The 13,529-nt window shown below is 46.0% G+C and carries 14 protein-coding genes; 7 read left to right on the top strand and 7 right to left on the bottom strand.

The window, feature by feature from the left end; all coding sequences use genetic code 11:
• Nucleotides 1-249: 249 nt before the first annotated feature.
• From zwf to AACV20_RS02310, 4 genes are all read left to right on the top strand, one after another.
• The gene (gene zwf / locus AACV20_RS02325; protein ID WP_026027771.1) at nucleotides 250-1,752 is read left to right on the top strand and encodes a glucose-6-phosphate dehydrogenase; all 1,503 of its coding nucleotides are present in this window, start codon (nucleotides 250-252) and stop codon (nucleotides 1,750-1,752) included.
• Nucleotides 1,749-2,465 carry a 6-phosphogluconolactonase gene (pgl, locus tag AACV20_RS02320; RefSeq protein ID WP_170907897.1) on the top strand — a complete coding sequence of 239 codons (717 nt, stop codon included), beginning with the start codon at nucleotides 1,749-1,751 and terminating at the stop codon, nucleotides 2,463-2,465. Before zwf ends, pgl begins: the two co-directional genes overlap by 4 nt.
• Nucleotides 2,466-2,478: 13 nt before the next feature.
• Nucleotides 2,479-3,927 carry a decarboxylating NADP(+)-dependent phosphogluconate dehydrogenase gene (gnd, locus tag AACV20_RS02315; protein WP_017044907.1) on the top strand — a complete coding sequence of 483 codons (1,449 nt, stop codon included), beginning with the start codon at nucleotides 2,479-2,481 and terminating at the stop codon, nucleotides 3,925-3,927.
• Between the two features lie 132 nt (nucleotides 3,928-4,059).
• Nucleotides 4,060-4,200 (top strand): hypothetical protein, encoded by a 141-nt coding sequence (locus AACV20_RS02310; RefSeq protein WP_170907896.1) that lies wholly within the window; start codon nucleotides 4,060-4,062, stop codon nucleotides 4,198-4,200.
• 53 nt (nucleotides 4,201-4,253) lie between these two features.
• On the opposite strand, the gene AACV20_RS02305 is transcribed toward AACV20_RS02310, so the two are convergent.
• On the bottom strand, nucleotides 4,254-5,156 hold the full coding sequence (locus AACV20_RS02305) for a LysR family transcriptional regulator (protein WP_170907895.1): 903 nt from the start codon (nucleotides 5,154-5,156) through the stop codon (nucleotides 4,254-4,256).
• Between the two features lie 110 nt (nucleotides 5,157-5,266).
• Here AACV20_RS02305 and AACV20_RS02300 point away from each other — a divergent pair, with 110 nt between their 5' ends.
• Nucleotides 5,267-6,130 carry an MBL fold metallo-hydrolase gene (locus tag AACV20_RS02300; protein WP_170907894.1) on the top strand — a complete coding sequence of 288 codons (864 nt, stop codon included), beginning with the start codon at nucleotides 5,267-5,269 and terminating at the stop codon, nucleotides 6,128-6,130.
• Nucleotides 6,124-6,747 (top strand): DsbA family protein, encoded by a 624-nt coding sequence (locus AACV20_RS02295; RefSeq protein ID WP_170907893.1) that lies wholly within the window; start codon nucleotides 6,124-6,126, stop codon nucleotides 6,745-6,747. Before AACV20_RS02300 ends, AACV20_RS02295 begins: the two co-directional genes overlap by 7 nt.
• 45 nt (nucleotides 6,748-6,792) lie before the next feature.
• On the opposite strand, the gene AACV20_RS02290 is transcribed toward AACV20_RS02295, so the two are convergent.
• From AACV20_RS02290 to rbsD, 6 genes are all read right to left on the bottom strand, one after another.
• Complete coding sequence (locus AACV20_RS02290) at nucleotides 6,793-7,800, bottom strand: substrate-binding domain-containing protein (protein WP_047691031.1); 1,008 nt, start codon at nucleotides 7,798-7,800, stop codon at nucleotides 6,793-6,795.
• 16 nt (nucleotides 7,801-7,816) lie between these two features.
• Nucleotides 7,817-8,737: a ribokinase gene (gene rbsK / locus AACV20_RS02285; protein WP_170907892.1), complete on the bottom strand. Its 921-nt coding sequence runs from the start codon at nucleotides 8,735-8,737 to the stop codon at nucleotides 7,817-7,819.
• Nucleotides 8,738-8,914: 177 nt separating this feature from the next.
• Nucleotides 8,915-9,793, bottom strand: coding sequence for a ribose ABC transporter substrate-binding protein RbsB (gene rbsB, locus AACV20_RS02280; protein WP_010320543.1), 879 nt, complete (start codon nucleotides 9,791-9,793; stop codon nucleotides 8,915-8,917).
• A 73-nt stretch (nucleotides 9,794-9,866) separates the two neighbouring features.
• Nucleotides 9,867-10,835 (bottom strand): ribose ABC transporter permease, encoded by a 969-nt coding sequence (gene rbsC, locus AACV20_RS02275; protein ID WP_010320544.1) that lies wholly within the window; start codon nucleotides 10,833-10,835, stop codon nucleotides 9,867-9,869.
• An 11-nt stretch (nucleotides 10,836-10,846) separates the two neighbouring features.
• A complete protein-coding gene (gene rbsA, locus AACV20_RS02270) occupies nucleotides 10,847-12,352 on the bottom strand; it encodes a ribose ABC transporter ATP-binding protein RbsA (protein ID WP_013868175.1) in 1,506 nt (501 codons plus the stop codon).
• 20 nt (nucleotides 12,353-12,372) lie between these two features.
• On the bottom strand, nucleotides 12,373-12,792 hold the full coding sequence (gene rbsD, locus AACV20_RS02265) for a D-ribose pyranase (RefSeq protein ID WP_013868176.1): 420 nt from the start codon (nucleotides 12,790-12,792) through the stop codon (nucleotides 12,373-12,375).
• A gap of 306 nt (nucleotides 12,793-13,098) precedes the next feature.
• On the opposite strand from rbsD, the gene AACV20_RS02260 reads away from it, so the two are divergent.
• Nucleotides 13,099-13,359 carry a DUF3012 domain-containing protein gene (locus AACV20_RS02260; RefSeq protein ID WP_170907891.1) on the top strand — a complete coding sequence of 87 codons (261 nt, stop codon included), beginning with the start codon at nucleotides 13,099-13,101 and terminating at the stop codon, nucleotides 13,357-13,359.
• The last annotated feature ends 170 nt before the right edge of the window (nucleotides 13,360-13,529 follow it).

The following is a 13,529-nucleotide window of genomic DNA, read 5'->3' as shown; positions in this document are numbered from 1 at the left end:
TCTCACCCTGAAAATGTGTCGAGATGGCATGAGAATTTAATCGATTGCGTTATCAATAGTTGATGTATGTCAAATTGTCGTAGACAATACGCACCCGAGTCTAGGGGCGATCCCTAGACTGCGTTCTGCACTTTTGGAGGAGCGCATTGGTTTTAACTATCGACATTATAGTTAGAGCCTATTTTCTATTTTTGCATGACGCTGCTACCGTTGGCGCATGCTAAATACCTCGTTTTTAAGGGAAAGATGATGGTAATACCTGAAAACAGCAGTATTGTGATTTTTGGTGCTTCAGGCGACTTAACCTATCGCAAGCTTATACCTGCTCTGTATCACTTGTTCGCCAGTGATCAACTGCCGAAATCCTTTGCTATTCTGGGTGTCAGCCGAACCCAATACAGCGATGAGTCATACCGTGAAAAATTAAAGCGCTCTCTTCAGGAAATGGAAAAGACCGTCCCAGATATTCTCGACGCCTTTTGCGAGCACTTGCATTATCAAGCGATCAATACTTCAGATGTTGCAGAATACGCGCAGCTCGCCACGCGTCTTGATTCTTTGGCTGAGCAATACCAATTCACGCAACGCAACACTCTGTTCTATCTCGCGACGCCGCCGAGCCTTTATGGCGTCATCCCGGCCAATCTCGCAGCGCATGGATTAAATAGCGAAGCGCAAGGTTGGAAGCGTTTGATCATCGAAAAACCGTTTGGTTATGACCTCGCATCGGCTCAAAGCCTTGATATCGAAATTCATCGCCATTTCCAAGAACACCAGATCTACCGTATCGACCATTATTTAGGCAAAGAGACGGTACAAAACCTGTTGGTTTTCCGTTTTGCTAACGGGATGTTCGAACCTTTGTGGAACCGCAATTTCATTGACTATGTCGAAATTACAGGCGCAGAATTTTTAGGCGTCGAAGAACGCGGTGGCTATTACGACGGTTCTGGTGCGGTGCGTGATATGTTCCAAAACCATTTACTGCAAGTGTTAGCTATGGTTAGCATGGAACCACCAGCTGCCATTAATGCCGATTCAATTCGTAACGAAGTCAATAAAGTGCTGCAAAGCCTGCAACCGCTTTCTGATGATGACCTACGCCACAACCTCGTACTGGGGCAATATACGGAATCGGAAGTTCGTGGCCAGTTTTTACCCAGTTACCGTGATGAACATGGTGTGGCAGCAGATTCGCGCACTGAAACCTATGTCGGTTTGAAAATGTTTATCAATAACTGGCGCTGGAATGGCGTGCCATTTTATGTGCGTTCAGGTAAACGTTTACCAACGCGCGTCACCGAAGTGGTCATTCACTTTAAGCGTACGCCACACCCTGTTTTTGGGCAAAATGCCCCTGAAAACAAGCTCATCATCCGCATTCAGCCCGATGAAGGCATTCAAATGAGCTTTGGTTTGAAGGAGCCAGGTGCGGGCTTTAAAGCCAAAGAAGTCTCCATGAACTTCCATTACACATCACTGGAAGAAACCAAGATGTTGACCGCTTATGAACGGCTTCTTTTGGATGCGCTCAACGGTGATGCAACTTTATTTGCGCGTACCGATGCCGTAGAAGCGTGTTGGAAGTTCGTGCAACCTATTTTGGATTTTAAACAAGACCCTCAATCGCTGTTTGGCTATGCCTGTGGCACGTGGGGACCAAAAGAGTCCGATTTGCTGCTACACAATGATGGCCGCGCGTGGCGCTTCCCGTGTAAAAACTTGACCGATACGGATTACTGCGAATTATGATCAATCATAAAATTTTTCAAACCCCAGAACAGGTGGTTGAAACGCTCGCCAATGAAATGCAACGCTATAGCGAGCAAGGTCAGCCAGTTCATATCTCCCTTTCCGGTGGCAGCACACCCAAAATGCTGTTCAAATTATTGGCCAGTGAACCTTATGCACAGGCGATTACATGGCAAAACCTGCATTTCTGGTGGGGTGATGAACGCTGTGTCGCTCCTGACGATGCCGAAAGCAACTTTGGTGAAGCCAATACACTGCTGTTTAGCCAAGTGAACATTCCACCTCAAAATATTCACCGTATTCGCGGCGAAGATGATCCACAAACCGAAGCTAAGCGCTTTGCCGATGAGATGGCAAAAGTCATTCCATCCGTCAACGGTACTCCTGTTTTTGATTGGATTTTGCTCGGTGTTGGCGCAGATGGCCATACGGCATCCCTGTTCCCTAATGTGACAGACTACGAGGATGAGAATTTATTTTTAGTGGCAACGCATCCGGAATCAGGCCAACTTCGTGTCTCTAAAACAGCGAAAGTGTTGGAAGCTGCAAAACGCATTAGTTACCTCGTTCTTGGCGCAGGTAAAGCCGAGATCGTACACGAAATTCACACCACGAAAGCCGAGGATCTTCCTTATCCGGCTGCCAAAGTTAAATCAACAACTGGCGAAACAGAGTGGTTTTTAGATTCAGATGCCGCAACAAAGATTGCGTGAAGGAGAGAAATAAATGAAAGGTGATATCGGTGTAATCGGCCTAGCAGTGATGGGCCAAAACCTTATCCTAAATATGAACGACCACGGTTTTAAAGTGGTAGCTCACAACCGTACCGCGGCAAAAGTCGATGAGTTCCTAGCAGGTCCAGCAAAAGACACCAATATTGTTGGTGCTTATTCACTGCAAGAGTTAGTCGACAAACTGGCGACACCTCGCAAAGTGATGCTGATGGTGCGTGCGGGCCAAGTCGTGGATGATTTCATCGACCAACTGGTTCCGTTACTCGATAAAGGTGACATCATTATCGACGGTGGTAACACGAACTTCCCAGACACCAACCGCCGTGTTGCAGCACTGCGTGAAAAAGGTATTCACTTTATCGGTACAGGCGTTTCTGGCGGCGAAGAAGGGGCACGTTTTGGCCCATCTATCATGCCAGGTGGCGCACCTGAAGCTTGGGAAGCCGTGAAGCCAATTTTCCAAGGTATCTCAGCAAAAACCGAAGCTGGTGAACCTTGCTGTGATTGGGTGGGTAACGACGGCGCGGGCCACTTCGTTAAAATGGTACACAACGGTATCGAATATGGCGACATGCAGCTAATTACCGAAGCTTATCAGTTTATGAAAGACGGCTTGGGTTTAAACCATGATGAAATGCAAAAAGTGTTTGCTGATTGGAATAAGACCGAGCTCGATAGCTACCTAGTGGAAATCACCGCTGATATCTTAGGCTACAAAGACGAAGATGGTGAAGCTCTGGTTGAGAAAATCCTCGATACTGCTGGCCAAAAAGGCACAGGGAAATGGACGGGCATTAACGCACTCGATATGGGTATTCCGCTGACGCTGATCACTGAGTCAGTTTTCTCTCGTTGCCTTTCAGCATTGAAAGATCAGCGCGTTGCTGCCGAAGCGCTGTTTGGTAAGAGCAATATGCAGATCGAAGGTGATAAACAAGAGTGGGTTGACGCACTTCGTCAAGCGCTACTTGCGTCTAAGATCATCTCTTACGCACAAGGCTTTATGCTAATGCGCCAAGCGTCTAACGAGAATGGTTGGAATCTTAACTACGGTAACGTGGCATTGATGTGGCGTGGTGGTTGTATCATCCGCTCCGCATTCCTGAGCAACATTCGTGATGCGTTCGAAGCTAACCCAGAAATCGCCTTCTTAGGTTCAGATGCCTACTTCAAGGGCATTTTGGATAACTGCCTAGCGGCTTGGCGTAAAGTAGCGGCCAAATCAATGGAAGTCGGCATTCCAATGCCATGTATGACCTCCGCGCTCACTTTCTTAGATGGCTACACCACCGCTCGCTTACCGGCTAATTTACTGCAAGCCCAACGTGATTACTTTGGTGCTCACACTTATGAGCGTACTGACCGTCCACGTGGTGAATTCTTCCACACAAACTGGACTGGTACAGGCGGAAATACGGCGTCTACCACTTACGACGTATAAAAAATTCGGCTTACGATGAAAAAAGGACTAGCTAAGCCCCTTCATCTACGCCTATAATTTGACCGTCATGGAGGATGTTAACTAGGTTAACATCCTCTATTTTTTGTTTCCAAAACTACATGAGATCCAAAGATGACCATCAATAAGTTCTATGTACTTGTCCCACAGGCTGTGGAACAAGACACTCATAGGGAAAATGAAGTTCAATCTGCTATGGAAGCTCAACGTCAGGCATTAGTGCAACAAGCGCAGAAACAAGGCGCAGTAGCATAATCCATAAGCAGAGTGTGGCAACACGCTCTGCTTATCACTCCTCTCTACCTCACCTATAAGCATATCGTTTGCCAATCATGATTCACGAAATACTCCTTTAAGTGATCAATCAAAGCTCTGACAGCGGGTGATAAATGACGCCGAGAGGGATATAAAGCGTAAATGTCCATTTTCTTCGGTTGCCAATGCGCTAACACCTGCTGTAAGTCCCCCCTTTCTAACGCACCCTTGGCTAGATAAGTCGGCTGTAAAGCAACGCCCATCCCGTGGATAGCCGCATGTAACAAAGTGGTGGCTTCATTTGCAGTTAGCTGGCATGGCACCTCCACCGATTGATGCTTATCATCTTGTTTTAAATGCCAAATATGTCGCTCAAAATTTTTGTATCCAAGACAACGATGCTGTGAGAGATCGCTTGGTGTGACTATTGGCTCACAGCGCATGAGATAGTCAGGAGAGGCAACCAATACAGAATCACATTGGGCGATAGGGCGCCCGATTAAAGAAGGATCAGGATCGGCTGCAATACGGATCGCTAAATCAATTCGCTCTGCAATCAAATCTGCGGTTTTATCCTGTACATCAATATCAATTTCGATATTTGGATGCGTATTCAAAAAAGGTTTAACGGCCGGGATCAGTTGAGAAAAGCCAAACGACATGCTGGTCGCAATCCGGATTTTTCCAGATAACGACTGTTGATCCATCAACTGATGTTCTAATTGCTGCGCTTGCTCGACCCATAATTTTATCGCGTCTAGGCATTGAACTCCTGCTGATGTGAGCGATACTTTTCGTGTGGTTCGGTTCAATAACCGAGCTTGTAACCAAGTTTCCATGGTTTCAACATGCCGAGTCACCATAGGACGAGAAATATCCAGCCGTTCCGCTGTCGCCGTAAAACTTTGGGTAATCGCTATATCTAAAAAGACCTGAGCTGCTGTGAGTTTGTCCATGATTAGTTCTAATTAAGAAACAATGATGTCAATTATTAGCTATATATCCGAACAAGTCTAATTCGTATGATAGCTCTCGAACCGATAACATACTCTTTGGATAAATAATCATGAAAACACTGACTCTACTTACAGCAACCACACTCATCAGCAGCACCGCGTTTGCAGCACAACAACCTTTGACACTTGACGTCTACAATGCAGATGGCAATAGCTTCCATGTCAACTCCACTTTGGTTTATGGCGAAACAGAAGCGATGGTGGTTGACACTGGCTTTACTAAAGCCGACGCACTCCGTATTGCAGCAAAAGTACTAGACTCTGGCAAAAACTTAACCACGATTTTTATTAGCCAAGCTGACCCTGATTACTACTTTGGCGCTGAAGTACTGCATGACATGTTTCCACAAGCGAAAGTGCTGACGACTCCTGGCGTACGTGCAACGATTGCAGAAAAACTCGAAGGTAAACTGGCATTTTGGGCTCCAAAAATGGGTGCAAATGCCCCTGTAAAACCAATACTACCAACGGCTTATAATGGCAAAACCTTAACCATTGATGGGCAAACTATTGAAATTCGCGATGCGGATGGAGAATTAGCGCATCGTCCTTATTTATGGATACCAGCCAATAAAGCGATTTTAGGTAACGTCGCGGTATACGGAAATGTTCATTTATGGATGGCTGATGCACAAAGTGATGCGAGCCGCCAAGCTTGGGCGCAACAACTTGATCAAATGAAAGCACTCAAACCAAACGTAGTGATCCCGGGGCATATGACTTCTGGAACAGCGCTTGATGCTTCTTCAATTGAATTTGCACAACAATATCTTATGGATTTTGCTAAAACCAAAGCAAACAGCAAAGACAGCGCTCAGTTAATTCAAACCATGCAAAACCTTTACCCTAATGCTGGCCTACCAATGGCTTTAGAAATTGGTGCCAAAGTTCACATGGGTGAGATGAAATGGTAAACGTCCACTATATTTTCGACCCAATGTGTGGCTGGTGTTACGGAGCAACCTCTCTGATTCAGCAGTTGAATGAAATGAGCGGAGTAAAACTGCACCTTCATCCGGGTGGAATGATCGAGCGATCGCCTCTTTCAGATGGTTTTCGCCAACATGTACTGCAAGCTGATCAGCGCATTGCTCAGCAAACAGGAGCCGTATTTGGGGAAGGTTACATCGCCAAAATCAAAAGTGGTGAAACCGTGATATTGGACTCATACGTTACTGCTCAAGCCATTATTGCAGCGCAATTACTCGGTGTATCGCCAAGTGTTATGCTCAAAAGCATTCAACAAGCGCATTACCAGCAAGGTTTGCCTGTGGCCGATACTGAAACATTAGCACTGTTAGCCCAATCGCTTGACCTAGAGCCAAATCTATGGGAACAAGCGATGGAGCAAGCTAAAGCTCAGTTACCAGAGCAGTTAGAGCAGACGCAAAGCTTAATGGCGCAATATCAGCTTTCTGGTTTTCCCTCGATTGTGTATGAAGCAGAGGGGCAATGGCGAACCGTATCTGTTAGCCATTTCTATAATCGACCACAACAATGGGCTGATTTCTGGAAAAATATGACTCAGTAATTAGTGCCTCATCCCTCTCTTGACTAAAGAGAGGGATTTTTCCATCTACTTGTTCATCATTTTGATGCTTTTACGCACCACTAAAGTCGGCTCTAATTGGACAATTTGCGGTTCGAGCGCTTCGTTTTCCAAACGGGCAAGTAAGGTGTCAACTGCCGCTTTACCTAAACGATATTTGGGTTGATGAATAGTGGTTAGAGCTGGCGACATAAAACGGGCGATGTGAATATCGTCATACCCCATCAGCGAAAGATCTTCAGGAATGCGGATCCCTTTTTCATTAGCTGCATTAATCACACCCATTGCCATCATGTCATTAGAGACAAAAATCGCACTCGGTAATGGTCCTTTGGCTAACATTTTATTGAACGCTTCGTAGCCACCTTCACATTCAAAATCGGATTCAACAATCCAATTGGGATAAATGTCCAAACCTGCTTCCAAGACAGCGCGCTTATAGCCTTCATAACGCATTTGAGCTTGATGTCGAATCAATGGCCCAGTAATGCAACCGATTTCTTTATGACCGCACTCAATCAAATAGTTCGTCGCAATATAACCACCACGTAAAGAGTTATCTTGTATTTTATCGCTAGGAAAGAGCATTGGGCCCCAATCCATCACCACGACAGGGATATCTGGGTAGCGTTCAAAAACGTCAATCCGCTCACCTTCTAAGGTGGAGCACATCAAAAGTAAGCCATCAACGCGCTTTTGCAGCAGTGTGTTGATAGAGGCTTGCATCCGCTGGCTATCCCCTTCGGTATTACACAAAATAAGGTTATAACCTTTGTGGTAGCAACTGCGCTCTACCCCTTTGACCACTTCGCCAAAAAAAGGGTTCGTCGAAGTGGTCACTAACATACCAATGGTGCGCGTTCGGTTCATTTTGAGACTGCGAGCCAATGCTGACGGGGCATAGTTCAGATCTTGCGCGGCTTTATTGACACGCTCAGCAATTTCATCGCTCACATAGCGAGATTTATTAATGACATGGCTGACGGTAGACGTGGATACACCGGCTAATCTTGCAATATCTTTCATTGTCGCCATGTCTGTTTTTCCTATTCTATTGATGCAGAGCGAGAAACGCGTCCACTTCTACTCGGGTGGGTATTGAGGTTTGCGCGCCAAAACGGGTAACAGAAATGGCTGCCGCAGCATGTGCAAATTTAATGGCTGATTCTAAAGGCATATCTTCCAACAAACCCGTTACTAAAGCACCGTTAAACGTATCACCTGCCGCGGTGGTGTCTGTCACATCGACTTTAAAACCAGCAATCAGTTGACCACGCCCATTTTGGCTTAGCCAAACGCCTTTTGCACCTAAGGTGATCAAGACGATTTCAATCCCTTTTTTATGCAGTTCATTGGCCGCTAATTGCGCCGAGTGATCATCATCAACCGTGATCCCCGTTAATCGCTGCGCTTCCGTTTCGTTTGGTGTGATCACATCGACACATTCTAGCAGAGTATCAGGCAGATCTCGGGCAGGCGCTGGGTTTAAAATCACATTGGTACGATTTTGTTTGGCGATTTGCGCAGCTTTAATAATGCCATCGATTGGCGTTTCCAGTTGCATCAATAAATATTTGGCCGCACCAATGGCGGCTAAATCCGCTTCAATGGCATCAGCCGTCAGCTTGTCATTCGCCTCTGCCGAAATACAGATGCTGTTTTCTCCGCTGTCCGAGACTTGGATCATCGCAATGCCCGTCGGACAATTGGGCTGCATTTTAACTCCCGCAATGTTGATACCATCGAGCTTAAAATTCTCACGAATATTGATACCGAATGCATCGTCACCCACGCAGGCAATAAAACCGATGTCCGCTTTTAATCGCGCGGCCGCTACAGCTTGGTTGGCCCCTTTACCACCGGGAATAACTTGATAATGACGACCATGCAGCGTCTCGCCCGGGCGAGGAAATGAAGGCACTTGCAAAACATGGTCAGCGTTAACACTACCTAATACCACTAACTGATTCATAATTTGTCCTTTGTTCATGAGTGAACATGTTTGAAATAGAGCTGGAGAGGTTTGGCTTTTGTGGCTTCACCTGAAAAAACAAACCTATCGAGCCTGATTACTGGTTATTAATGGCTGAGGGGTTATAGAGAAGAGGTAGCTCTCTACGAGCCAGTAAAGAGCTACCTACAGCAAATATTATTTGCTGATGATTTTTAGAGGAACCGGAATGTACTCATCCACTTGTTCGCCTTTTAGCATTTTATCGGCCGTTTCAATGCCAAGTGCACCGATCATGTCTGGTTGCTGAGCAACTGTCGCAGCAAGTTGGCCGCGTTCTACCGCCGCGATACCATCGTCGGTACCATCAAAACCGATGATCATCACCTCTTTGCCTGATGCTTGAACGGCGCGAAGTGCACCCAATGCCATTTCATCATTTTGGGCAAATACGGCTTGAACATCTGGGTTTGCCGCTAGCAGGTTTTCCATTACATTCAAACCTTTAGTGCGGTCAAAATCAGCAGGCTGGCTAGCAAGCAGTTCCATTTCACTGCCTTTCACCGCGTTCATGAAACCTTCTCCACGCTCACGAGCGGCCGATGTGCCGGCAATCCCTTCCAGTTGAATGACTTTGGCTTTTGCACCGATTTTTTCGACGATAAAGTGACCGGCCATTTCACCACCGACTACGTTATCAGAAGCGATGTGGCTCACAACATCACCACGGCTTGCACCGCGATCCAGTGTCAACACTGGCACTTTAGCGCGGTTGGCCATACGAATGGCGTTAGAGACGGCATCAGAATCGGTTGGGTTGATCAAAATCGCTTTAACGCCACGAACGGTTAAGTCTTCTACGTTTGATAGCTCTTTGCTTGGATCATTTTGTGAATCCAAGACGATCAGGTTGTAGCCTAGCTCTTTCGCTTTCGCTTCTGCGCCATCTTTCATGGTGACAAAAAATGGGTTGTTCAGAGTGGATAGTACAATTGCCATGGTGTCTTGCGCATGCGCAGCCACAGAGACAGTGGTGGAAAGTAGAGCAGCAGAGATTAAAGTTGCAAGTTTTTTCATCTTTATAGTCCTTTTTGTAGGGGCCGTTTTAAAGCTAATATGGCTCGCTTTAAAACGGAGGTTTTCTATCGTGTTACTTATTTTTGTTATCCACGAGTACCGCGAGCAAAATAACCACGGCTTTCGCAATCATTTGGTAGTAAGAAGAGACATCAAGCAGGTTCAGCGCGTTATTAAGAAAGCCGATGATCAGCGCCCCAATTAACGTGCCCATAATGCGTCCTTTACCACCCATCAAGCTGGTACCACCAAGTACGACGGCAGCGATGGCATCCAGCTCATAACCCATACCAGCAGTCGGTTGCGCAGAAGAGAGGCGAGACGTGACGATGATGCCAGCCAGCGCAGCCAATAGACCACAGATGGCGTACACACCAATTTTCACGCGATCCACATTAATACCTGACAATCGAGTCGCAGACTCATTGCCACCTAGCGCGTAAACATAGCGGCCAAAACGTGTATGGTTGAGTAAGTACCAAACCGCAGCAAAGACTACCACCATCATCCACACCGGAACGGGAATACCCAACGCGTAACCTGTACCAAACCAAGCAAAAGCATCTGCAGTATCGGTAAAACCTGTCGAAATTGGACGCCCATCGGTATAAACCATGGTCACACCACGCAATAAGGTCATGGTGACTAAGGTGGCAATAAACGCCTGCACTTTACCTTTGGCGATAATGATGCCGCTAATCGCACCCAGTGCCGCGCCAGCAAGTAACGCTGTAGGGACTGCGATAATGACAGGAATCTCAAGACCAATCATGGTTGCAGCAAAAGCGCCGCACAACGCCAGTACCGAGCCAACACTCAAATCGATACCTGCCGTTAGAATAACCAAGGTCATCCCCACAGCGATAATGGCGTTGACCGAGGTTTGGCGCAAAATGTTCAGTATGTTGTCAACCGTGAAGAAATTGGGGTTTAAAAAAGAGACAACGACCACTAAAAAAAGCAAAGCAATCAGTGATTTTTGCTCAATGAGCCACTCTTTACTGATCCATTTTCTGCGGTTAGTTTGGGTTGAATTACTCATGCTGTTACTGCTCATGCTGCTTCCTCATTGATCTTTTTGCCTACCGCACAGGCGAGTAGAATCTCTTGGTTGGCTTGTTTGGCACTGAATTCGCCGCTGATCCGACCTTCATGCATCACCAAAATTCGGTCACTCATCCCTAGCACTTCTGGCATCTCTGACGAGACCAAAATAATGCTCATCCCTTCGGCTTTAAATTGGTTAATCAATTGGTAAATCTCTTTTTTGGCTCCCACGTCAACACCGCGTGTGGGTTCATCCAAAATCAAGACTTTAGGGCGTGTCATCAACCCTTTCGCAATCGCTACTTTTTGCTGATTGCCACCGGACAAATTGCCAATGATTTGATCACGAGATGGCGTTTTGATGTTGAATAGGCGAATAAAATCTTCCACTGCGATGACTTCATCACTGTGTTGAATCTGTACACCTTTGCTAAATTTATTCAACGCACACAGTGACATGTTCTCTTTCACCGACAGGCCAAGAACCAAACCGTCCCCTTTGCGATCTTCTGAAATATACGCGATACCGTTTGCAAGGCCATCTTGTGGGCTGACTGGGTTGATGGTTTTGTTCTCAAGGTTAATCACGCCTCGCTCACTGGGCAGCGCGCCGTAAATCACTTTCATTAATTCAGTGCGCCCTGCGCCCATCAAACCCGAGACACCGAGGATTTCACCTCGTTTGAGCGTAAAATTAATGTCATGCACACCTGAACCCGTGAGGCCTATCACTTCAAGGCAAGTGTCGCCGTGCTTTACCTCAATACGTGGGTACTGCTCTTCTAATTTCCGGCCGACCATCATCTCAATCAGGCCATCTTCATTGGTGTCAGACACTTTGCACTGGCCAATGAATTTGCCATCACGTAACACGGTAATGTCGTCGCAAATTTCAAAAATTTCTTTCAACCGATGTGAGATATAAACAATGCCGCAACCTTGTTCACGCAGCTCGTTAATCACATTAAATAACGATTCAGTTTCGGTATCCGTCAGCGCATCCGTCGGCTCATCCATGATGATCACTTTCGACTCAAATGAGAGCGCTTTTGCAATCTCAACCATCTGTTGCTCACCAAGGCTTAAGTCACCCAACAAGGTCTTGGAGCTGTGTTTAACATTTAAGCGAGCCAGTAGTTTGTCGGCTGCTTGGTACATTTCATTCCATAAAATTCGCCCCATAGCACCGGTTATCTCTCTACCCAGAAAAATGTTTTCAGCAATGGTTAATTCCGGAATCAAATTCAACTCTTGGTGAATAATGCTGATGCCCGCTTGTTGTGAATCTCGTGGGCCTTTAAAGGCGGCTGGTTTTCCTTGGTAAGTGATAGAACCCGCATCCAATGAATAGATACCCGTCAACACTTTCATTAAGGTTGATTTACCCGCGCCGTTTTCGCCCATCAACGCCATCACGCGGCCGGGGTAAACATTGAGGCTAGCTTTATCGAGCGCTTTCACGCCGGGGAACGCTTTTTCAATCTCACTGAGCGCTAAAATTGCTTGAGTCATAGTGGATCCTCAATCGCGGCTTAAAACACGACGCCTGCTTGAAAAATAACATTCGCATACGGCGTGCATTCGCCAGTTCTTACCACGGCTCGGCTGCGCATAGTGCGTTCTTTAAAATCTTGATGAGAGAGGTAAGTGACAGCAATCGCTTTCTCGCATAACTCCTCTTCCGCTTTCAGCTCAGCAAGCAGCGCTTTGTGATGCTCAGGGCTTACTTGTGCAAACTCTTCAGCAATGATCACACCTTCAATTTGAGATTCAGAAAGAATCACGCGGACCGTGTCAATAAAACCGGGAATACCGTGAGTTAATGCTAAATCAATACGCTGCACTTCATCAGGAATGGGCAAACCTGCATCACAAATTGTGATTTCGTCGGTATGCCCTAAAGTAGCCACCAAGTAAGAGAGTTCTGAGTTTAATAGGGTACTTTTTTTCATTGTTATACCTTCACGTTAGGCTTTATGTTTCGATTTTTGACACCTTTCTATCACTCTTGAATCGTTCAAGAAAATCTCATCGAAACGTTTCGATGAATCCTAGCGTAGCAAAAATAATTTGCACGATGCGAAAATAGGTAATGTGATTTTGATCGTTGATTAGTGAGCTGAGGAGTAAAAAAGAGTGAGGATCATCACTGAGTGATTTGTCATTAGATGCCCATTTTTAGCATAGGATTAACACTGAGACCGTGATTTTCGGTATAGTCACTCCGAACAAAAATCGCATCCATTTGGAACTCAAACATGAAAAAAATAGCCTTGGTATTGTTTACTGCATTTTCACTCGCCGCCTGCTCAGAAGTGGGCAGCGAAGCATGGTGTCAAGATATGAAAGAGAAACCAAAAGGCGAATGGAACGCCGAGCAGGCGGTGGATTATGCAAAGCACTGTGTCTTCCAATCACAAATTGGCAGCGACGCGTGGTGTGAAGATATGAAAGACAAGCCAAAAGGTGATTGGACAGCGAATGAGGCTGGCGATTTCGCTAAGCATTGTATTTTTTAGGATTGGTTTAAATAAAGAGCCTAGCTATGTTGGCTCTTTATTCGACCCTGTAAATAATTCTGTGTAACTGTCAGGGTTACATGTATTGAGTGAGTCGGTCTTCGAACATAATCATAAAGCGGTTTAGAGCTTGTCGCCAGTTTTTGATCGGCATCGTCCATTTCTTGGAA

Source organism: Vibrio sp. B4-6 (genome assembly GCF_963888245.1).
Lineage (GTDB): Bacteria > Pseudomonadota > Gammaproteobacteria > Enterobacterales > Vibrionaceae > Vibrio > Vibrio anguillarum.
Note: the sequence above shows the minus strand (reverse complement) of the source record. Positions and strands in the feature narration are given on the sequence as shown.